Source organism: Lentzea guizhouensis (genome assembly GCF_001701025.1).
Classification (GTDB): domain Bacteria; phylum Actinomycetota; class Actinomycetes; order Mycobacteriales; family Pseudonocardiaceae; genus Lentzea; species Lentzea guizhouensis.
Genome location: NZ_CP016793.1, coordinates 9,493,431 through 9,514,014, shown reverse-complemented (window position 1 = coordinate 9,514,014; position 20,584 = coordinate 9,493,431). Strand labels below are relative to the sequence as shown.

At 70.2% G+C, this 20,584-nt stretch carries 19 protein-coding genes; 11 read left to right on the top strand and 8 right to left on the bottom strand.

Features of this window, described 5'->3' with window-relative positions; translation table 11 throughout:
- Window positions 1-61 precede the first annotated feature (61 nt).
- The 4 genes from BBK82_RS45120 to BBK82_RS45105 all read left to right on the top strand — a co-directional run bounded on the left by BBK82_RS45120 (window position 62) and on the right by BBK82_RS45105 (window position 5,694).
- Window positions 62-2,803 carry a DEAD/DEAH box helicase gene (locus BBK82_RS45120; protein ID WP_065920390.1) on the top strand — a complete coding sequence of 914 codons (2,742 nt, stop codon included), beginning with the start codon at window positions 62-64 and terminating at the stop codon, window positions 2,801-2,803.
- Between the two features lie 96 nt (window positions 2,804-2,899).
- The gene (locus BBK82_RS45115; protein ID WP_065920389.1) at window positions 2,900-3,583 is read left to right on the top strand and encodes a DUF4333 domain-containing protein; all 684 of its coding nucleotides are present in this window, start codon (window positions 2,900-2,902) and stop codon (window positions 3,581-3,583) included.
- A gap of 57 nt (window positions 3,584-3,640) precedes the next feature.
- Window positions 3,641-4,486 carry a hypothetical protein gene (locus BBK82_RS45110; RefSeq protein WP_065920388.1) on the top strand — a complete coding sequence of 282 codons (846 nt, stop codon included), beginning with the start codon at window positions 3,641-3,643 and terminating at the stop codon, window positions 4,484-4,486.
- A 38-nt stretch (window positions 4,487-4,524) separates the two neighbouring features.
- A complete protein-coding gene (locus BBK82_RS45105) occupies window positions 4,525-5,694 on the top strand; it encodes a GNAT family N-acetyltransferase (RefSeq protein ID WP_065920387.1) in 1,170 nt (389 codons plus the stop codon).
- Between the two features lie 109 nt (window positions 5,695-5,803).
- On the opposite strand, the gene BBK82_RS45100 is transcribed toward BBK82_RS45105, so the two are convergent.
- Window positions 5,804-6,748: a 5'-3' exonuclease gene (locus BBK82_RS45100; protein ID WP_065920386.1), complete on the bottom strand. Its 945-nt coding sequence runs from the start codon at window positions 6,746-6,748 to the stop codon at window positions 5,804-5,806.
- 28 nt (window positions 6,749-6,776) lie between these two features.
- On the opposite strand from BBK82_RS45100, the gene BBK82_RS45095 reads away from it, so the two are divergent.
- Together BBK82_RS45095 and BBK82_RS45090 are read left to right on the top strand one after the other, a co-directional pair.
- Complete coding sequence (locus BBK82_RS45095) at window positions 6,777-7,898, top strand: M24 family metallopeptidase (RefSeq protein ID WP_065920385.1); 1,122 nt, start codon at window positions 6,777-6,779, stop codon at window positions 7,896-7,898.
- Window positions 7,895-8,341, top strand: coding sequence for an Lrp/AsnC family transcriptional regulator (locus BBK82_RS45090; protein ID WP_065920384.1), 447 nt, complete (start codon window positions 7,895-7,897; stop codon window positions 8,339-8,341). The genes BBK82_RS45095 and BBK82_RS45090 overlap by 4 nt, the downstream gene beginning before the upstream one ends.
- A gap of 12 nt (window positions 8,342-8,353) precedes the next feature.
- Here the strand turns inward: BBK82_RS45090 and BBK82_RS45085 are convergent, their stop codons facing one another.
- Complete coding sequence (locus tag BBK82_RS45085; protein WP_065920383.1) at window positions 8,354-8,998, bottom strand: response regulator; 645 nt, start codon at window positions 8,996-8,998, stop codon at window positions 8,354-8,356.
- Entirely contained in the window at window positions 8,995-10,044 is a 1,050-nt protein-coding gene (locus BBK82_RS45080) for a sensor histidine kinase (RefSeq protein WP_065920382.1), read from the bottom strand. Before BBK82_RS45080 ends, BBK82_RS45085 begins: the two co-directional genes overlap by 4 nt.
- Before the next feature lie 99 nt (window positions 10,045-10,143).
- On the opposite strand from BBK82_RS45080, the gene BBK82_RS45075 reads away from it, so the two are divergent.
- Entirely contained in the window at window positions 10,144-11,004 is an 861-nt protein-coding gene (locus BBK82_RS45075) for an ABC transporter ATP-binding protein (RefSeq protein WP_065920381.1), read from the top strand.
- A complete protein-coding gene (locus tag BBK82_RS45070) occupies window positions 11,004-11,819 on the top strand; it encodes an ABC transporter permease (protein ID WP_065920380.1) in 816 nt (271 codons plus the stop codon). Before BBK82_RS45075 ends, BBK82_RS45070 begins: the two co-directional genes overlap by 1 nt.
- Before the next feature lie 81 nt (window positions 11,820-11,900).
- On the opposite strand, the gene BBK82_RS45065 is transcribed toward BBK82_RS45070, so the two are convergent.
- The 3 genes from BBK82_RS45065 to BBK82_RS45055 form a co-directional block, all read right to left on the bottom strand.
- The gene (locus BBK82_RS45065; protein WP_065920379.1) at window positions 11,901-13,229 is read right to left on the bottom strand and encodes a HAMP domain-containing sensor histidine kinase; all 1,329 of its coding nucleotides are present in this window, start codon (window positions 13,227-13,229) and stop codon (window positions 11,901-11,903) included.
- Window positions 13,226-13,897, bottom strand: coding sequence for a response regulator transcription factor (locus tag BBK82_RS45060; RefSeq protein WP_065920378.1), 672 nt, complete (start codon window positions 13,895-13,897; stop codon window positions 13,226-13,228). Before BBK82_RS45060 ends, BBK82_RS45065 begins: the two co-directional genes overlap by 4 nt.
- 82 nt (window positions 13,898-13,979) lie before the next feature.
- Complete coding sequence (locus BBK82_RS45055; RefSeq protein ID WP_065920377.1) at window positions 13,980-15,146, bottom strand: beta-1,3-glucanase family protein; 1,167 nt, start codon at window positions 15,144-15,146, stop codon at window positions 13,980-13,982.
- Window positions 15,147-15,245: 99 nt separating this feature from the next.
- Between BBK82_RS45055 and BBK82_RS45050 the strand changes: the two genes are divergently transcribed.
- The 3 genes from BBK82_RS45050 to BBK82_RS45040 all read left to right on the top strand — a co-directional run bounded on the left by BBK82_RS45050 (window position 15,246) and on the right by BBK82_RS45040 (window position 17,559).
- The gene (locus BBK82_RS45050; RefSeq protein ID WP_065921878.1) at window positions 15,246-16,220 is read left to right on the top strand and encodes an alcohol dehydrogenase catalytic domain-containing protein; all 975 of its coding nucleotides are present in this window, start codon (window positions 15,246-15,248) and stop codon (window positions 16,218-16,220) included.
- A 299-nt stretch (window positions 16,221-16,519) separates the two neighbouring features.
- Window positions 16,520-17,221, top strand: a complete 702-nt coding sequence (locus BBK82_RS45045) for an SDR family NAD(P)-dependent oxidoreductase (protein WP_065920376.1) — start codon at window positions 16,520-16,522, stop codon at window positions 17,219-17,221.
- 2 nt (window positions 17,222-17,223) lie between these two features.
- Window positions 17,224-17,559, top strand: coding sequence for an SgcJ/EcaC family oxidoreductase (locus tag BBK82_RS45040; protein ID WP_065920375.1), 336 nt, complete (start codon window positions 17,224-17,226; stop codon window positions 17,557-17,559).
- Here the strand turns inward: BBK82_RS45040 and BBK82_RS45035 are convergent.
- On the bottom strand, window positions 17,556-19,904 hold the full coding sequence (locus BBK82_RS45035; protein WP_065920374.1) for a glycoside hydrolase family 65 protein: 2,349 nt from the start codon (window positions 19,902-19,904) through the stop codon (window positions 17,556-17,558). The genes BBK82_RS45040 and BBK82_RS45035 overlap by 4 nt on opposite strands.
- On the bottom strand, window positions 19,901-20,578 hold the full coding sequence (locus BBK82_RS45030; protein WP_065920373.1) for an HAD family hydrolase: 678 nt from the start codon (window positions 20,576-20,578) through the stop codon (window positions 19,901-19,903). The genes BBK82_RS45035 and BBK82_RS45030 overlap by 4 nt, the downstream gene beginning before the upstream one ends.
- Between the last annotated feature and the right edge of the window lie 6 nt (window positions 20,579-20,584).

The following is a 20,584-nucleotide window of genomic DNA, read 5'->3' as shown; positions in this document are numbered from 1 at the left end:
TGTTGACTGAAGTTAATCTACCTCGGCGGCAATTGTCGGTGGTGTGTGAAAGCCTGAAGGGGTGTCACGTGCTTCGCGGTCCCCGGCCGAGGCCTACGCCCAGTCACGGCGTAACGCTGAGCGGCCCAAGCTGACCGACTTCCGCTCCGTCATCTCCTTCGAGCTGGACCCGTTCCAGAGCCAGGCCTGCGAGGCCCTCGAGGACGGTCACGGAGTGCTCGTCTGCGCCCCGACGGGTGCCGGCAAGACCGTCGTGGGCGAGTTCGCGGTGCACCTCGCGCTGACCGAGGGCCGCAAGTGCTTCTACACCACCCCGATCAAGGCGTTGTCGAACCAGAAGTTCGCCGACCTCACCGCCCGCTACGGGGCGAAGAGCATCGGCCTGCTGACGGGCGACACGAGCATCAACGGTGGTGCGCCCGTGGTCGTCATGACCACCGAGGTGCTGCGGAACATGCTGTACTCGGGTTCGTCCACACTGGACGGGCTCGCGTACGTGGTGATGGACGAGGTGCACTACCTCGCCGACCGGTTCCGCGGTCCCGTGTGGGAAGAGGTCATCCTGCACCTGCCCGAGCACGTGCAGGTGGTCGGTCTGTCCGCGACGGTCAGCAACGCCGAGGAGTTCGGCGAGTGGCTGGTCGAGGTGCGCGGGGACACCACCGTCGTGGTCGACGAGCACCGTCCCGTGCCGCTGTGGCAGCACATGCTGGTGAACAACCAGATGCTGGACCTGTTCGAGGGCGACGAGACGCACGCGCGGATCAACTCGCAGGTGCTGCGCAAGACCGAGGAGCTGGCGCGCTACCACGTGCCGTTCAGCCGGGGCCGCAACCGCGGCGCGGGCAGCGGGCGGCCGCCGCGCAACAGCGGGTTCAAGCCGCCGTCGCGCATCGACATGATCCAGCGGCTGGACAACGCGTCGCTGCTGCCCGCGATCGTGTTCGTGTTCAGCCGGGCGGGGTGTGACGCGGCGGTCGCGCAGACCGCGCGGGCCGGGCTGCGGCTCAACACGCCGGAGGAGACCGAGCAGGTCCGCCGGATCATCGACGAGAAGACCCGCGACCTGCCAGAGGCCGACCTGATGGTGCTCGGGTTCTGGGAGTGGCGGGAGGCGCTGGAGCGGGGCATCGCGTCGCACCACGCCGGGTTGCTGCCGGCGTTCAAGGAGACCGTCGAGGAGCTGTTCGTCCGGGGTCTCGTGAAGGTCGTGTTCGCGACCGAGACGCTGGCGCTGGGCATCAACATGCCGGCGCGCACGGTCGTGCTCGAGAAGCTGGTGAAGTACAACGGCGAGGCGCACGTCGACCTCACGCCGGGCGAGTACACGCAGCTGACCGGCCGCGCGGGCCGTCGTGGCATCGACGTCGAGGGCCACGCGGTCGTGGTGTGGCAGCCGGGCATCGACCCGAAGGCGGTCGGAGGGCTCGCCTCCACCCGCACGTACCCGCTGCGCTCGTCGTTCCGTCCCGGTTACAACATGGCCGTGAACCTGGTCTCCCAGCTGGGTGCCTCGGCCGCGCGCGAGATCCTGGAGCAGTCGTTCGCGCAGTTCCAGGCCGACCGGTCGGTGGTCGGGCTGGCGCGCCGGATCGACCGCAACAAGGAGGCGCTGGGCGGCTACTCCGAGTCGATGACGTGCCACCTGGGCGACTTCGCGGAGTACGCGGGGCTGCGCAGGCGGGTCGCGGACCGGGAGAAGCAGCTCGCGAAGCAGAACACCAACGCGCGGCGGATCGAGACGGCGAAGTCGCTGGAGACGTTGCGCAAGGGTGACGTGATCGCGGTGCCGTCGGGCCGGCGTTCCGGGCTCGCGGTCGTCATCGACCCCGGCCTCGAGCCGCTGGGCGAGGCGCGGCCGCTGGTGGTCACCGAGGACCGCTGGTCGGGCCGGCTGACCTCGGCGGACTTCCCGGCGCCGGTCGAGGTGCTGGGCCATGTCCGGCTGCCCAGGCAGGTGGACGTCCGCTCGCCGAAGTCGCGGCGGGACCTGGCGGCGACGATCCGCAACACCGGCATCACCGTGCCCTCGCGCGGGCGGCGCAAGACCACCGCGGACGACGACCCCGAGCTGGCGACGTTGCGCCGGGCTCTGCGCGCGCACCCGTGCCACGGCTGCGACCAGCGCGAGGACCACGCGCGGTGGGGAGAGCGCTACCACCGGCTGCTCGCCGAGACCGAGCAGCTGGAGCGCAAGGTCGCGGCGACCACGCACTCGCTGGCCAGGCAGTTCGACCGGATCAGGGCGTTGCTGCGCGAGCGGGGCTACCTGTCCGAGGCCGACGAGGTGACGTCCGCCGGCAAGCGGCTGACCAGGCTTTACAGCGAGTCGGACCTGCTCGCCGCCGAGTGCCTGCGCGGTGGCGTGTGGAAGGGCCTCAAGCCCGAGGAGCTGGCGGCGGTGGTGTCGTCGCTGGTCTACGAGGCGCGCAGGGACGGCCCGGTCGAGGCGCGGCTGCCGCAGGGTGCGGTGTCGGACGCGATGCTCGCGACCGTGCGGCTGTGGGCGGAGATCGAGGACGACGAGCGCCGCCTCAAGCTGGAGCGGATCACCCGCCAGCCCGATCCCGGGTTCGCCTGGCCGGTGTACCGGTGGGCGCGCGGCGAGTCGCTGGAGAAGGTGCTGAGCGCCGCCGAGGCCGGTGGCAACGAGCTCGGTGCCGGCGACTTCGTGCGGTGGTGCCGCCAGGTGATCGACCTGCTGGACCAGATCCGCGACGTGTCCGGCAAGGGCGATCCGGTCGGTGCGGCGGCGGACAAGGCGGTCGACGCGCTGCGGCGCGGTGTCGTGGCGATGATGTGACGTTCGCCTGACAAAGGTTTTGCGAGTCGGAGTAAAGACTGACCACAACGGTGTGGTTGGATCGCGCCGCAACGTCGTACACACGGAGGTCGACAGATGAGCAGCCCGTACGGACCGTCCGGAGGGAACGATCCGCAGCAGCCCTGGGGCCAGCCGCAACAGCCGCAGCAGCCCTACGGTGGCGGTTTCCCTCCCGGCACCCCGTCCGGCGGCTTCCCGGCTCAGAACCCCTACGGCCAGCCGCAGCAGCCCCAGCCGGGCCAGCAGCAGCCGTACCCCGGGTTCGACCCGTCGCAGCAGCAGACGCAGCAGTACGGCGTGCCGCAGGGGGCTCCGCAGTCGAACCCGTACGGCAACCCGGCTCAGGACCCGTACGGCCAGCAGACCCAGCAGTACGGGCAGCAGCCGAACCCGTACGGCCAGCAGCCGGGCTACGGCCCGCCGGTGCCGCCGAAGAAGAAGTCGAGCGCGGCCATCTGGGTCGCCGCCGTCGTCGTGGTGCTGATCGTCGGTGGCGTGCTGTTCACCGGGTTCGGCGCGCCGGCGTTCTTCAAGAAGAAGATCTTCGACAACACCGCCGTGCAGAACGGCGTCGTCCAGATCCTCAAGGACGAGTACAAGATCTCCGACGTCGGCAGCGCGACCTGCACGGGTGAGAACGAGGTCAAGCCCAACACCTCGTTCGAGTGCAAGGTGCAGGTCGGCGGCAAGGACAAGAAGGTCAAGATCGTCGTCAAGACCGAGGACGGCGAGTACGAGGTCGGCCAGCCCACCGGCTGACCTGCGCGAGATTCCGGATAACCTTCCTCCAGGACGTTCCTGGGGGAAGGTTTTCTTTTGCGCTACTTCGTGTTCGCGGCCGAGGAGCCGCAGCCGCGCTGTCCCTTGGCCGTGGTGCGCCTGGACGACGACGGCACCGAGCAGGCCTTCACCCGCGCGTTGCGGTGGGTGGGTTCCGACGACGGCCTGGCGGGTGTCGGTGGTGAGCTGCCGCCGAACGTCTGGGAGGTCTCCCCGGAGTGGGCCGAGGTCTTCCTGGTCGACATGGTCGGGGAGATGCGGGAACGACGTCACGGTGAGCGCCGCGACCGCCTGTTCGAAGGGGTCTGGGGGCACCTGGGCGGTGGTCCGCGCATCGACCTCTCCGAGGGGGAGGCCCGGCTGGTGGCACGGGAGCGGGAGGACGTCGAGTACCGCTGGTTCGTGCCCCGTCCGGCTTCGCCGCAGTTCGTGGCACGGGTGGGGCCCGACGGTGTCGAGGAGCGGTTCACCTCCGAGCTGTGCTGGGGACCTCCGCCGCTGCTGCGCCTGGCGCGGTTGCAGGAGGTGCCGCGGGAGCAGGCCATGGCGGGCGTCCGTGATCTCGCGCGGCGGGTGCGTGAGTCGTGGCAGCAGCAGTTGTGGTCCGGCCAGTACGACTACTTCGCGTGGTTCTCCGGCGGCGACGTGCTCGACCTGACGAGCGCGAGGTCGCTCATCCGGCGGCGTGGCTCCGGCGGCTGGGACCCGGAGCAGGTGCTGGCGCACAGCGGTGAGTGGGTGCCGACGGACCAGGTGGCCGGCCACCACCGCGGCCGGTCCGGGCTCGGCGAACCGCTCGCCATCTCACCGGAGGAGGCCGAGCGGCTGGAGGTCGTGCTGCGCGAGCGCCATGAGCAGTGGCGGCGCGCGTACGGAAACTGAGGTGCGCCCGCGGTCGTGCTTGGGACACGATCGCGGGCGTGACCGAGATCCGTGTGCTCACCGACGAAGCGCAGTTCCGCACCCACAACGGCGTGTTCCGCCGCGCCATGCACTGGGGTCCTCCCACCGACGAGCAGTGGGAGGTCACGAAGCCGTCCTACGAGCCCGGCCGCGTCCACGCCGCGTTCGACGGCGACGAGATGGTCGGCACCACGCAGACGTTCGGCTCCTCTCTCGTGGTGCCCGGCGGCACCGTGGTCCCGCATGCTGCCGTGTCACGCGTGGGCGTCCGTGCCGACTACACGCGCCGTGGCGTGCTGACGGCGTTGATGCGCGAGCAACTCTCCACGCTGCCCGATCCCGTCGCGACCCTGCGCGCCTCCGAGGGACGCATCTACGGCCGGTTCGGCTACGGCCTGGCCGGGCGCGTCCGCCTCGTCGAGATCGACGCGCGGAAAGCCGTGGTCCCCGGCGACATGACCGGCCGGGTGCGGATGCTCGACCAGGACACCGCCGACAAGCTGCTGCCCGAGCTGCACAACGCCATCGGCCTCACCCGCCCCGGCCACATCGGCCGCTGGGCCGGCTGGTGGGCCCGCGCCCGCGACCGCAAGAGCGACGCGGAGAACTCGGTCACCGTCGTCCACACCGGACCCGACGGCGACGACGGTTTCCTGACCTACGTGGTGAAGACCGAGGGCGAGTTCAAGCACCGGCTGTCCATCCACGACCTCGTGGCGGCCACCCCCGAGGCGTGGCGCGACCTGTGGCTCTATGCGTCGCGCCTGGACCTGGTCGACCACATCGAGTGCGAGGTGCCGCTCGACGAGCCGGTCACGTGGCTGTTCGAGGACCCGCGCGTCGTCTACACCAAGGACGTCTTCGACGAGATCTGGCTGCGGCTGGTGGACGTGCCCCGCATGCTCGCCGCCCGCACGTACGGCCACGCCGACCCGGTGGTCATCGAGGTCCGCGACAAGCTGCTGCCGGCCAACGACGGCCGCTACCGGGTGACGCCCGATGGTGTGGAACGCACCGATGACGCTGCCGATCTCACGGTGCCGGTCGACCTGCTGGGCGCGTGCTACTTCGGGGACACGACGTTCTCTCAGCTCGCGGCCACGGGCTGGCTCACCGGCAACCGGCTGGACGCCGCCGACGCCCTGTTCGCCAGCGCGCGGGCCCCGTACTGCGGCACGTTCTTCTAGCCGCCTTTCACCCACAAGCGCCCCGCCAGCCACATCTAATCGCACGCGGGAGCTTTCGTACTGCATGACAGTACGAAAGCTCCCCGCGTGCGACAGGGGAAGCAGGGGGTTAGGGGCGACGTTCCATGGCGTTGACGAGGCGGGGGACGGATGAGCCGAGGCCCCAGCGATCGGTGAGGTCGCGGAGGCGCTCCGGGTCGGCCGGGACCCGCGGTACGTCGTCGGACCGGTCCAGCACCACCGGCGCGTCCACGGCCGTGCGCACGACCACCGGCGCCGCCGCCAGGTACTCCTCGGCGGCGATGAGGGAGTTGCGGGCCTTGGTGGTGAGCTTGCGGTCCATCGGGTCGGCGACGGCCTTCAGGACCGCGTCGAGCGAGCCGAACTCGGTGATGAGCTTCGCGGCGGTCTTCTCACCGATGCCCGCCACGCCCGGCAGGCCGTCGGAGGGGTCGCCGCGCAGCACGGCCATGTCGGCGTAGGCGGAGCCGGCGTTCTCGACCGGCAGCGAGTACTTCGCGGCCAGCTCGGAGGGACCCAGGACCTCGACCTTGTTCCAGCCGCGCCCCACGTACAGGACGTGCACGGGGGTCGGTTCGAAGCGGACGACCTGGAACATGTCGCGGTCGCCCGTGACGACCTCGACCGGCGAGGTCTTCTCGTGGTGGGCCAGGGCGCCGATCACGTCGTCGGCCTCGTAGCCCGCCGCCTCACCGGTGCAGATGCCGGCCGCGTCGAGCACGTCGAGGATGATCGGGATCTGCGGCGTGAGGATGTCCGGCACCTCCTCGGAGCCGTCCTGGGCGTCCTCGGCGACGCGGTGGGCCTTGTAGGACGGCAGCGCGTTCACCCGGAACTCGGGGCGCCAGTCGGCGTCCAGGCAGGCCACCAGGCGGCCGGCGCCGCGGTCGGTGATGACGCGGGCGATCGTGTCGACGAACCCGCGCACGGCGTTCACCGGCGTGCCGTCGGGCGCGGTCATCGAGTCCGGCAGCGCGTAGAACGACCGGAAGTAGAGGCTCGCGGAGTCGAGCAGCACCAGGGGAGAGCTCACAACCGGACAAGCTACTAGGCTTCGGCCCATGGCAACGATCACCGGGCCCATCGACGTGTCCGCGCTGCGTGCGCGGCTTGACCGCGCCTCCGCAGCCGCTGAGCGGGCGGGCGTCGACGCGCTGCTCATCTCGCCCGGCTCGGACCTGCGGTACCTGATCGGTGCCGGTGGCGACTCGTTCGAGCGGCTCACCTGCCTCGCGCTGCCGGTCGTGGGCACGCCCACGCTCGTGGTGCCGAAGCTGGAGCAGCCCGGTTACGCGGGCATCCCGACCGACGAGCTCGGCGTCGAGGTCGTCACCTGGGTCGACGGCGAGGACCCGTACGCGCTGGTCAAGGCCGCCATCAAGGGCAACCGCACGGCGGTTGCGGACATGATGTCCGCCCTGCACACCATCAAGCTCGGCAACGCCGTCGGCGGGCCGCAGTCGCTCGCCGGGCCGATCATCCGCGAGCTGCGCATGCGCAAGGACGCGAGTGAGATCGCCGCGCTGCGCAAGGCCGGCCAGGCGATCGACCGGGTGCACGCCCGCATGGGCGAGTTCCTGCGCGTCGGCCGCACCGAGCGCGACATCGCCAAGGACATCGCCGCCGCGATCGTGGAGGAGGGGCACACGGTCGCGGACTTCGTGATCGTCGGCTCCGGCCCCAACGGCGCGTCGCCGCACCACCGCGACTCCGAGCGCGTGGTCGAGGCGGGCGAGGTCGTGGTCATCGACATCGGCGGCCCGGTCGCCGAGGGCTACAACTCCGACTCCACCCGCACGTACGTCATGGGTGAGCCGAAGCACGACGACGTGTGGGACACCTACGCCGTCCTGCAGGCAGCGCAGCAGGCCGCCGTCGAGGCGGTCAAGCCGGGCGTGACCTGCGAGCAGATCGACGAGGTGGCCCGCGAGGTCATCACCGACGCGGGCTTCGGCGAGTACTTCGTGCACCGCACCGGCCACGGCATCGGCCTGGACGTGCACGAGGAGCCTTACATCGTCAGCGGCAACGCGCTGCCCCTCGAAGCGGGCATGGCGTTCAGCGTCGAGCCCGGCGTCTACCTGCCCGGCCGCTGGGGCGCGCGCATCGAGGACATCGTCGTCGCGACGGAGGACGGCGTGGAGTCCTTCAACAACCGACCTCACGAACTGGTGGTGCTTTGACCCTCGAGCAGATCGACAGAGCGATCCTGAAGGAGCTCGCGGCCGACGGCCGCTGCAGCTTCACCGACCTCGCCGAACGGGTCGGCCTCAGCGTGTCCGCGGTGCACCAGCGGGTCAAACGGCTGGAGCAGCGCGGCATCGTGAAGGGCTACGCGGCCCGGCTGGACGGCGCGGAGGTCGGGCTGCCGATGTCGGCGTTCATCTCGCTCTTCCCGATCAACCCCTCCGAGCCGGACGACTACCCGAAGCGGCTGGAGCACCTGCCGGAGATCGAGGCCTGCTACTCGGTCGCGGGGGACGCCTCGTACGTCCTGCGCGTCCGGGTGGCCTCGCCGGTGGCGCTGGAGGAGCTGCTGCAGAAGATCCGCGAGTCGGCGAACGTGTCGACGCGGACGACGGTCGTGCTGTCCACCCCGTACGAGGACCGGCCCCCGGCGGTCTAGGACTTCTTCCGGTCAGGTCAGACCGGACTGCACCGCGAACACGACGAGCTGGGCCCGGTCACGGGCCCCCAGCTTCACCATCGCCCGCGACACGTGCGTGCGCACCGTCGCGGGCGAGATCACCAGCGTCGCCGCGATCTCGTCGTTGGACGCCCCGGACGCGACGTGCCGCATGATCTCCCGCTCGCGTTCGGTCAGCTTGTCCAGGTGCGGCACCGGTCGCGCGGACGCACCCGAGGCGAACCGGTCGATCACCCGGCGCGTGACCGACGGCGACAGCAGCGAGCCGCCGTCGGCGACCACGTGCACGGCGCGCAGCAGGTCTGCGGGGTCGGAGTCCTTCACCAGGAACCCGGACGCGCCCGTGCGCAGCGCCTCGAACACGTACTCGTCCAGGTCGAACGTCGTCAGCACGACGATCTTCACCTCGGCCAGCGCGGGATCGGCGGACACCCGGCGCAGCACCTCCAGGCCGTCCATCAGCGGCATCCTGATGTCGAGGAACACCACGTCCGGCTTGACCGACTGGATCAGCCTCAGTGCCTCGCGGCCGTCGGCGGCCTCACCGGCGAACACGACGCCCTTCTCGGTCTCGATCAACGTCCGCAGCCCCATCCGCACCAGGGCCTGGTCGTCCGCCACCACCACGCGAATCATGACGGCAACGGTATCCGGGCGACCACCGTGAAGCCGTGCGTCGTGCGCACGTCGAGCGTGCCGCCGAGCGCCTCGGCCCGCGATCGCATGCCGCTGATGCCGTGGCCCTCCTCGAACGGCCCCGGCGTCCCGGTGTCCCGGACCTCGACGACCAGCTCGCCGCGCACCTCGTAGACCTTCACCGCGACCGTGACGCCGCCGGAGGCGTGGCGCAGCACGTTCGTCAGCGACTCCTGCACGATCCGGTACGCGGCGAGCTGGTGGTTGTCCGGCGCCGACACCCCGTCGACCTCCACCGACACCTCCAGGCCCGCCTCGCCCATCCGGGACGCGAGCGCGGGCAGGTCCGCGAGTGAGATCGTCGGTCGCAGCGGTGCCGAGCCGCGCAGCGTGTCCAGTTCGGACCGCAGCCCCTCCAGCGCCTCCTTCGAGGTGTCCCTGATCGCCTCCAGCGACGCGCGGGCCTTCGCCGGGTCCTTGTCCAGCACGTACAACGCGACCCCGGCCTGCATGGCGATCACCGACAGGCCGTGGCCGACGACGTCGTGGACCTCCTGGGCGAGGTGCAGCCGTTCGGAGATCACGGCCCGTTCGCGAACGTCCACAACGGACTTGCGGCGCAGCTTCACCAGCACGCCGGCCGCGGCGGGCAGCAGGATCCACCCCGCCGACCAGGTGATCCAGGACGTCACCGAGTCGCCCCACCACGGCAGGATGGCGAGCGCATACACCAGGGTGGACGCCGCGGCCAGCTCGATGCGCGCGTACACCGCCACGGCGTACATCGCCGCGACACCGCTGAGCAGCACCGGCCCGAACGGATAACCCTGTGCCAGGTACGCCACGATGGCCACCGTCGTGATCCCGACCGTCCACAGCGGACGGACCGAGCGGAACAGCAGACCGCTGGCGGCGACCGTGATGAGCAGGTAGCCGAGGACGTCGAGCGACTCCGCGCCCTGCAGGCGTGCGGCGAACCGCGTGCCGCCCAGCCCGAAGAACAACAGCGCCACGGTCAGCGCGATGTCCCGCCATGTGATCCGCATGCCGCCGACGATACGACCGGGGACGTACGCAGATGTGCGTATCTTCATGCCGCTCCGGAGCGGACGACCGCGGCGGTCCCGAGGCCCAGGCTTGGTCCCATGATCGTGACGACGGAGAAGCTGACGAAGCGCTACGGCGACCGCGCCGTGGTGGACGAGGTCAGTCTGTCCGTGCGGCGGGGCGAGGTCTACGGGTTCCTCGGTCCCAACGGCGCGGGCAAGACGACCACGATCCGCATGCTGCTGGGGCTGGTGAAGCCCACGAGCGGCACGGCGACCGTGCTCGGGCAGGCACCGGGCAGCCCGACGGCGTTGCTGAAGGTGGGGTCGCTGATCGAGGGGCCCGGTTTCTACCCGTACCTGTCCGGCCGCGACAACCTGCGGGTGCACGCGGCACGCCGGGGCGTGGCGAAGGCGCACGTCGAGGCCGCGCTCGAACAGGTAGACCTCGTGGGCGCCGCGAACGAGAAGTTCCGCCGCTACTCGCTCGGCATGAAGCAACGGCTCGGCGTCGCCGCCGCCCTGCTCGGCGAGCCCGAGCTGCTGATCCTCGACGAACCCACCAACGGCCTGGACCCGGCCGGCATGGCCGACATGCGCGACCTGGTGCGCGCGTTGTCCGCGCAGGGCCAGACCGTGCTGCTGTCGAGCCACCTGCTCGGCGAGGTCGAGGAGATCTGCGACCGGGTCGGCGTGATCGCGAACGGCAAGCTGGTCGCGGAGAGCACCGTCGAGCAGCTGCGCGGCGACAGCGTGCTGCTGATCAAGGCAGACCCGATCGAGAAGGCGCACGTCCTCATCGAGGGCAGCGTGCTGAAGGACGACGTGCTGCACGTGCGCGACACGGACGCGGGTGCGCTCGTCCGCACGCTCGTGCACGCCGACGTGGACGTGCAGGAGGTCCGGCCGCTGCGCCGGACGTTGGAAGAGGTCTTCTTCGAGATGACGGGAGCGGCGTGATGGGCAGCGTCAAAGCAGAGCTGCTGCGACTGTGGAAGTGGCCGGCCACGTGGGTGCTGATCGGCATCTGGCTGGTGCTGACGCTGACGTTCGGCTACGTGTTCAACTACCTCGCCCTCAACGGCGGCTCCACCACCCGCGACCTCACTCAGCAGCAGCTCATCAGCGCCATGCAGCCGGAGAACGTCGGCGCGGCCGTCGTGCGCGGCCTGCCGATGTTCGGCGGCGCGATCATCCTCGTGCTGGCGGCGCTCGCGGTCGGCTCCGGCTACGGCTGGGGCACCTGGAAGACCACGCTGACCGCCGGCCCGCGCCGGGTGTCCGCGATGGCGGGAACCCTGGGCGCACTCGGGGTCGTCGTGGTCGTCCTGGTGGCGCTGACGTTCGTCGTCGACCTCGGCGCGGCGATCACCGTGGCGTCGCTGGAGGGCTGGGACTGGAGCCTGCCCGGCACCGCGGCGCTGGAGGCACTGGGCGCGTCACTGCTGATCGCCGCGATGTGGACCGGCTTCGGGGTGTTCCTCGGCGTGGTCACCAAGGGCCCCGCGCTGGCCGTCGGGCTCGGCCTGATGTGGGCGATCGTCACCGAGAACCTGCTGCGCGGCGTCGGGTCGCTGCTCGGCCCGGTCGGGGACCTGACCGAGGTGCTGCCCGGTGGCTCGGCCGGCAACCTCGCCGGAGCCGTCGGTGGCAGCGGTGCTCCCGGCGTGTTGACCGACCTCAGCGGGACGACGGCGGCGTTGTTCCTCATCGGGTACGTCGTGTTCTTCGTGGGCGCGGCGACGCTGTTGAAGGTGCGTCGCGACCTCGTGTAGGGCCACCGATGCCCAGACCAGGACTGCACGACCGCGACCCCGGTGGGGAGTCGCGGTCGTGCAGTCCTGGGTGACGAACCGCTAGCCGTCAGAACACCGCAGGACCAGCTCCACCACGAACCGCGCACCGGCCGGCGCGCGGTCCTCCACCCACACCCGGCCGCCCAGCCGGCGCACGTGCTCGCGGACCAGTGCGAGCCCCAGCCCGCTGCCCGTGTCGGCACCCCTGCTGCCCGCCATCACACCGCGCGCGAACCGTTCGAAGATCTGCTCCCGCAACGACTCCGGCACGCCCGGCCCCGCGTCCTCCACCTCGAGCCGGACGAGGCCGCCCACCGGCCGCACCGCCACCAGCACCGCTCCGCCCGCGTGCCGGTCCGCGTTGTCCAGCAGGTTGGTCAGCACCCGGTCGAGCCGCCGCCGGTCGCCCAGCACGACCGCGGGCGCGAGCTCCAGCGGCACCTCCGCGCGTGTCGCGACCACGTTGCGCACCAACGCGTCGAGCGCGATCTCCTCCGCCTGCGAGTCGTCGGTCTGGTCCGCCCGCGAGATCTCCAGCAGGTCCACCACCATCCTGGCGAACCGGTCGACCTCCGAGGTGAGGAGCTCCAGCGCCGTGCCCGCCGTCCCCGGCAGGTGCTCGCGCCGCCGCCGCAGCACCGCGCCCGCGTTCACCATCGTCGTCAACGGCGACCGCAGCTCGTGCGACACGTCGGAGGCGAACCGGGCGTCGCGCAACGCCCGTTGCTCCAGCGCGTTGGCCGTGGAGTTGAACTTCGCCGCGAGTGCCGCGAGATCCGGGTCGTCCTGGTCGGGCAGCCGGGCGCCGAGGTCACCGCCGGCGATCCGCCCCGCCGCCGAGCTCAGCTCCGCCAGCGGTCGCAGCGCCCGTTTCGACGCCCACGACCCCAGCGCGGCGCCGATGAGTGCCGAGACGATCGTCCCGCCGATCAGCAGCCAGCTGAGGAACCCGGACGTGCGGCCCAGCTGCTGCAGCCCGAACAGCTCCACGTACACGGCGTTGCCCGCGACCGGGCGGGAGACGGCGAGCGTCGGCTGGCCGTTCAGGGTGATCACCTGCTCGCCCGGCGGGTGCCGCACCAGCGTGATCGGCAGCAGGGCGGGGTCGACGGGCCGGCCGGCCGCCACCAGGCCGTCCGGCATGAGCACCAGGATCGACGAGTCGGGGCCGGTGGTGAGACCGGTGAGCAGCTCGTCGATGCCGGCGGAGGACAGCGACCGCTCGACCAGCCGCACGTTGACCTCGGCCTGCCTGGTCGCGCTCGCCTCGCGCTGGCGCAGCATGTAGCCCGAGGCGATGTTCCAGGTGGCGAAGGCGAGCACGCTCGTGACGACGAGCAGCCCGAAACCGAACGCCAGCGTCACCCGCCACCGCAGCGTGAGCCTCACGAACGGATCCGGTAGCCGGTGCCGCGCACGGTGAGCACCAGCGCCGGGTCGTCCGGGTTCGCCTCGATCTTGCGCCGCAGCCGTCTTATGTGCACGTCGAGCAGGCGGGTGTCACCGAAGTAGTCATATCCCCAAACCTTCTGCAGCAGCTGTTCCCTGGTGACGATTCGACCGGCCGCACCAGCGAGTTCCAGCAGCAGCCGGAATTCCGTTCTGGTGAGGTGAACGCGTTCCCCCGCACGGTGCACGAGGCCTTCCTGCGGACGGATTTCCAGATCACCCACCCGAACGGCGTCACGGCCCGGTCCGCGGCGGCGCAACAACGCGCGAATGCGGGCCGCGAGAACGCTCGCCATCAACGGTTTCGTGACGTAGTCGTCCGCTCCCGCCTCCAGTCCGGCGATCACGTCACGGGCGTCCGTCCGCGCGGTGACCACGATGATGGGCAGGTCACCACGTGCCCGGAGGGTCCGCACGACCTCCAGCCCGTCCACGCCGGGAAGGGTGAGGTCGACCAGCACGACGTCGAACGGCTCGGATTCCAGGCGCCGCAACGCCACCTCACCCGCACCGGCCTCGTCAACGGTGAATCCCTCGTCTGTCAAAGCAAGGCTCAAGGCCTGGCGGATTCGCTGGTCGTCTTCGACCAACAGGACCCGAACGCACACAACGACTCCACTGTGTGAGAGCCGCGGCGACGGCGCCTCACACAGTGGAGTGAAAGTCGATCAAAAGCAAGAACGCTTTGGACTAGAATGCTGTCAGGGTGATTTTCGCCGAACGCGGGTTCGGTTCGTGAACAAGCGACTCGAACGCGCCGACGTCGTCGAAGGCGAACCCGTAGGCCTTCCCGTCCACCATGTTCTGGTGCACGATCCGGGAGAAGTGGTTCGCGGTCGGCCGGGTGTAGAACTCACTCGCGTTGTAGGTCGGCTGGGTGTGCAGGTACCCGAGCGTGGACCGGTTGAGCGCCGCGCACAGCGACCGGGAGATCGCGCCGACGTCGTTGTTCGGCGCGGCGAGCCGGCCGTCGCAGTTGAAGACGTCCCGCGTCGAGGGCTGCTCGAACGACGCGACCTGCTGGCCCGCGGTGTTCGTGAAGCGCAGCACCCCGCCGCTGGTGCGGCCGGTGAACTTGCGGTTCGGCTCGTTCTGGTAGGGCACGACGGTCAGCGGCGTGTTCTGGTACGTCGACCAGGCGCTGCTGACGTAGCCCGCGTAGTACGAGCTGGAGAACAGGCCCGCGTCGAGGCCCTTGCTCGGGTTGAGCACGCGCAGCCGGGTGCCGTCCGAGCGGGTGTGGACCAGCCGCGCCCAGTCACCGCCCAGCTGCTGGTGCTGGTCGAAGATCCGGTTGCGGCCGTTGCCCACCAGCACGCCGGTGCGCTTGGTCGCGCCGGCCTGCGAGGTCGCCTCGACCGCGTGCGGGACGCTGAACATGTCCACCTGCGAGCTGTTCAGCCACAACCCGCCGCCGTTGTAGGTGAACTCGCTCCAGTCGAACAGGATGTCGCGGTTCGGGTCGCCCGCCGCCCACGGCGCCGGCTGCACCAGGCCGCCCGGCACCAGGGAGAACTTCAGCTTGTCCCGGAAGGACATGTAGATCCGGCCGCCCGCGAGGTTGAGCGGGATCTGCAGGGTCCTGCTACCCCCGTTGGCAGGACCGGGGATCGACACGTCCGGTGCGGGCGAGGGTGGGATGGAGCCGCCGGACCAGGCGGTGAACTGGCCGTTCGCGTTGACGTACCCGAGCCGGCCGCCCATCTCGCCGAACACGTACAGGTGCACGGCGTCGCCGCGGCCCGAGGTGTTCTGGACGGTGAGCGGGAGCAGGTTCGGTGGAGCTGCTTGAGCGGGTGCGGACAACGTTGTCAGCCCGACTAGGGCCGATGTCGCCAGCAGCAGGAGCTTGCGCATCGACTATCTCCTCACTGAGACAGACTGTGCTCGATTTCAGAGCGGTGAGAGCGCTCCCATGGTCGGCGCGATCGTGTTGATGTGTCAAGAATGGTTCTCATGCGCGCACTGACGGTGGATCTTGCACGACCGGGTTCGTTGGCGTTGACGGAGCTGCCCGATCCGGTCCCGGGACCGGACGAGCTGCTGGTGGAGGGTCTGGCCATCGGGATCTGCGGGACCGACCGCGAGATCGTCCGCGGCGAGTTCGGGACGGGCGGGGAACTGGTGATCGGCCACGAGTCGCTCGGCAGGGTGATCAGCGGCCCCGGCTTCGCGCCCGGCTCGCTCGTGGCGGGCGTGGTGCGCAGGCCGGACCCGGTGCCGTGCGCGGCCTGCGCGCGCGGGGAGTTCGACATGTGCCTCAACGGGCAGTACACCGAGCGCGGGATCACCGGGATCGACGGCTACGGCGCTACTTTGTGGACAGTGCCGACGCAGTACGCCGTGGGTGTCAGCTCGCGGGCAGGTGTGCTGCTCGAACCCGCGTCGGTGGTGGTGAAGGCGTGGGAACGGCTGGAGCGCTTCGCGTTCTTCGACTTCGACAGCGTGCTCGTCACCGGTGCCGGTCCGATCGGGTTGCTGGCGGCCATGATCGGCGTGCAGCGCGGGCTGGACGTGCACGTGTTCGACCTCGCCGAGAGCGGCCCGAAACCGGACCTCGTCGAGTCGCTCGGCGCCACCTACCACCGGAGGCTGCCCGGCCACGAGGTGGTGATCGAGGCGACCGGCGCGCCGGAGCTGGTGGCACAGCTGCTCGGGCGGCGGCTGGTGTGCCTGACCGGGGTGCCCTCGACCGAGGTGGTGCCGGTGGACGTCGGCCAGGCGAACCGGGATCTCGTGCTGCGCAACGGGATCGTGTTCGGCACGGTCAACTCGAACGTCCGGCACTACCGCGAGGCCTCCGCGGTGCTCGACCGGGCGGACGACGCCTGGCTCTCGGCGATGATCACCAGGCGGGTGCCGCTGTCGTCTTACGTGGAGGCCTTCGAGTCACGTCCGGGCGACGTGAAGGTGGTGCTGGAGCTGGACTGAGAAGAACTCGGCCAGCTTGTACGGGGACTGGGCTCGTTCGGCACGCGAACGCGTTGCCGTGCTGCGGATGAAGGCAGGCAAACCCTCGACGTGCAGCAGTTCTCCGTCGACACGCACCCGGAATAGGAGCTCGTCGTCCACACCGCGGAGGCCGCCAGCCCGTCCGGGAAAAGCGCTGCGCACGCTCGTAGGCTGAGCCTCTCACGCAGGAGAAAACGAGTCCCACCGACGCGAAATTGCTTGCCGGGAACCGCTGTTGTGCCAGTCAGTTCCACTCAACGCTTCGGAAGGGCGAGGAAATGACCGGCAAGGTTGCAGTGATCACGGGCGCTTCGCAGGGAATCGGTGCGGCATTGGTGCCCGCCTATCGCGAGCTCGGCTATTCGGTGGTCGCCGTGTCGCGGTCCGTCGAGGCCTCCGACGACCCCGGAGTGCTGGCCGTGCGCGCCGACCTCTCGGTGCCCGGTGAGGGTGCGCGGGTGGTCGAGGAGACGCTCGCGCGGTTCGGCCGGGTCGACACGCTCGTGAACAACGCGGGCATCTTCGTGGCCAAGCCGTTCACCGAGTACACCGACGAGGACTACGAGACCGTGCTCGGCACGAACCTGCGCGGGTTCTTCGACATCACGCGCAGCGCCGTGGCCGCGATGGAGGCGAACGGCGGGCACGTGGTGAACGTGTCGACGGCGCTGGTCGACCACGCGTTGTCCGCGGTGCCGTCCGCGCTCGCGTCGCTGACCAAGGGCGGTCTGAACGCCGTCACCAAGTCGCTCGCGGTCGAGTACGCCACCCGCGACATCCGCTTCAACACGATCGCGCTCGGCATCATCCGCACGCCGATGCACACCCCGGAGACCCACGAGGCGCTGGCCTCGCTGCACCCGGTCAAGCGGATCGGCGAGATCGGCGAGGTGGTCGAGGCGGTGCTCTTCCTGGAGCAGGCCGGGTTCGTCACGGGCGAGGTCCTGCACGTCGACGGCGGCCAGAGCGCGGGGCACTGACCATGGGTGTCCAGGACGTCATGGACCGGTGGAAGACCGCCGTGGACGCGCACGAACCTCAGCGCGTGGCGGAGCTGTTCACCGAGGACGCGATTTTCCAGGGCTTGAAGCCCTATGGTGTCGGCCGTGAGGCGATTGCCGCGTACTACGATTCTCAACCCCTGGGGTTGAAAGCGGAGTACAAGGTGGTGGAAACGCGGCAGTTGGCCGAAGATCTGACGCTCGGCTATTTGTCGGTCGACTTCTCGTTCGTCGACCGGCCGACGATCACGGTGAACCTGAGCGTGCTGGTGCAGGGAGACCTGATCAAGCACTACCAGGTCTCCCTGCTTTCCTAGCGGTCCGTGCCCGGCTGGCCGGGAGCCGCCCTGCGCGGCTCCCGGCCGTACGGGCCCTTCGGTCGTTCCAGCTTCGGCGCCGGCGGAAGCGGCATCGTCACCGGGGCGTCCGCGGTGATCGTGATCGGCTCGCCGTGGTGCTTCGTCGTCAGCTCGGTGCCGTCCACAATCCGGTAGGTCGCCTCGGACTCCGTCACCTCGACCCCGATCCTGGTGCCCTGGAAGGACATCCGGAACGAGAACCGGCTCAGCGCGCTCGGCATCCGCGGTGCGAACGTGAGCTCGCCGCCGTGGTCGCGCATGCCGCCGAAACCGGCGACCAGCGCCATCCACGCACCGGCCAGCGAGGCCATGTGCAGTCCGTTGTGGACGTTGTCGTGCAGGTCGTGCAGGTCGGTGAACGCGGCCTCGACCAGGTAGTCGAACGCCAGGTCCAGGTGCCCGACCTCGGCGGCCAGCACGGCCTGCGTGCCCGCCGACAGCGACGAGTCGCGCACCGTGATCGCCTCGTAGTAAGCGAAGTTGCGCGCTTTCTCCTCCGCGGTGAACGCGTCACCGCGGAGGTGCATCGCCAGCACCAGGTCCGCCTGCTTCACCACCTGCTTGCGGTACAGGTCGAAGTACGGGTAGTTCAGCAGCAGCGGGTAGCTGTCCTGCGGGGTGCCCTCGAAGTCCCACTCCGCGTGCTTGGTGAAGTTGTCGGCCTGCGGGTGGACCTCGAGCATCTCGTCGTAGGGCACCGCCATCTTGTCGGCGGCCCTGCGCCACTCCGCGATCTCCTCCTCGGAGGCCTTGGCCACGTCCGGGTGGCGTTCGGCGGCGTCGGCGGCGGCACGCAGGTTCTGCTGGGCGATCAGGTTGGTGTAGATGTTGTTGTCCACGATCGCCGAGTACTCGTCCGGGCCGGTGACGCCGTCGATGCGGAACCCGTTGTGCGGGTCGTGGTGGCCGAGCGAGATCCACAGCCTGGCGGTCTCGGTGAGGATCTCGGTGGCCTCCTCGCGGTCGAAGTCCTCGTCGTTCGTGGCGTGCAGGTACTGCTGCGTGGCGTAGGCGACGTCGCCCGAGACGTGGAACGCGGCCGTGCCCGCCGGCCAGTACGCGCTGCACTCGGCGCCGTTGATCGAGCGCCACGGGAACGCGGCACCCTTGAGCCCCAGCACTTCCGCGCGTTCGCGGGCGGCGTCCAAAGTGGAGTGCCGCCACCGCAGCGCGTCGCGGGCCGCGTCGGGCACGGTGTAGGTGAGCACCGGCAGCACGAACGTCTCGGTGTCCCAGAACGCGTGCCCGTCGTAGCCGGGACCGGTCAGGCCCTTGCCGGGGATCGCGCGGGTCTCACCGCGGGCACCGGCCTGCAGGATGTGGAAGAGCGAGAACCGGATCGCCTGCTGCAGCTCGTCGTCGCCGTCGAGCTCGATGTCGGCGACCTCCCAGAAGTCGTCCAGGAACGCCTTCTGCTCCAGCAGCAGCCCGTCCCAGCCGGTCTGCAGCGCGCCGGCGAGCGCGGCCTCGACCTGGGCGCGCAACGAGGGCGTCGACCGTTGCGCCGACCAGCCGTAGCCGAGGTACTTGGTGAGCGTGAGGCGGTTGCCCGCCGCCACGTCCACGGCGACCGTGAAGCGGGCCAGGTCCTCCTCGGCGCGGACGTCCGTGCGCAGGTCTGCCCCGCCCGCGTCCACCTCGTGGTCCATCGCCGCGGCCATCCGCAGCCCGGACTCCTTGGTGTGGTGGCACAGCACGGCCCTGGCCTTCTCGGCCATCACGAAGTCGCTGACCAGCGGCGAGTCCAGTGCGGCGGCGACCCGCGGGTCGTTGGTGCGCTTCGCGGTCGGCTCGTTGGCCAGCAGGTCGGACTGCACGACGAGCTGCACGCCGTCCTGCGGTTCGACCTCGTACCGGATGGCGGCGACCGCGCGCTGGGTGAACGACACGAGCCGTTCGCTGCGCACGACCACGCGGCGGCCGGTCGGCGACTCCCAGAGCGTGCGGCGGCGCAGCGTGCCGGAGCGGAAGTCCAGCGTGCGTTCGTGCTCAATGGCGTTGCCGTAGCGCATGTCCAGCGGCTCGTCCTCGACCAGCAACCGGATGATCTTGCCGTCGGTGACGTTGACGACGGTCTGCCCGGCCTCGGGGTAGCCGTAGCCCTTCTCGCCGTAGGGCAGCGGGTGTTCCTCGTAGAACCCGTTGAGGTAGGTGCCCGGCAGACCGCGCGGCTCGCCCTCGTCGAGGGTGCCGCGGAAGCCGATGTGGCCGTTGGCGAGCGCGAACGTCGACTCGGTCCGGTGCAGCTGGTCGACCGCGAGGCCCTGCCAGCGCAACTGCCACGGTTCGATCGCGTAGCTCATGACAGCAGCTCGTCGAGCTCGTCGACGACCTGGTCGGCGCCGCCTGCCTTGAGCGCCTCGCGCTGGTTGCCGCGGTCGACGCCGACGACGAAGCCGAACCCGCCCTTGCGCCCGGCCGCGACGCCCGCCAGCGCGTCCTCGAAGACGGCGGCGTGCTCCGGTGATGTCTTCAGTCTTCTCGCCCCTTCGATGAACGAGTCGGGTTCCGGTTTGCCGCGCAGGTTGTCCGCCGTGATGACGTTGCCGTCCACCAACGCGTCGACGTAGTCCATGAGGTTGCCGGCGCGCAGCACGCGCGTGGCGTTGGCCGATGACGTGACCACACCGATGGGGAAGCCGGCTTCCCGTGCTGCCTGCAGGTAGCGCACCGAGGCGGGGTACGGCGTGATGCCCTCCTCGTCGATGATGCGGTTCACCAGGTCGTTCTTGAGGTCACCGATGCGGCGGATCTCCGCCTCCGGCGGCGTCAGGTCGCGCGAGGCGAGGAAGCTGCGCACGCCGTCGTAGCGCGGTTTGCCGTCCACGTAGGAGAGGTAGTCCTGCTCGCTGAACGGCTGGCCCATGTCCTCGAAGGTCTGCCGCCACGCCTTGCGGTGCAGGACCGCCGTGCTCGTGAGCACGCCGTCCAGGTCGAACAGCAACGCCGTGATGTTGTCCGGGATGCCGAGGCTCATGTTCCG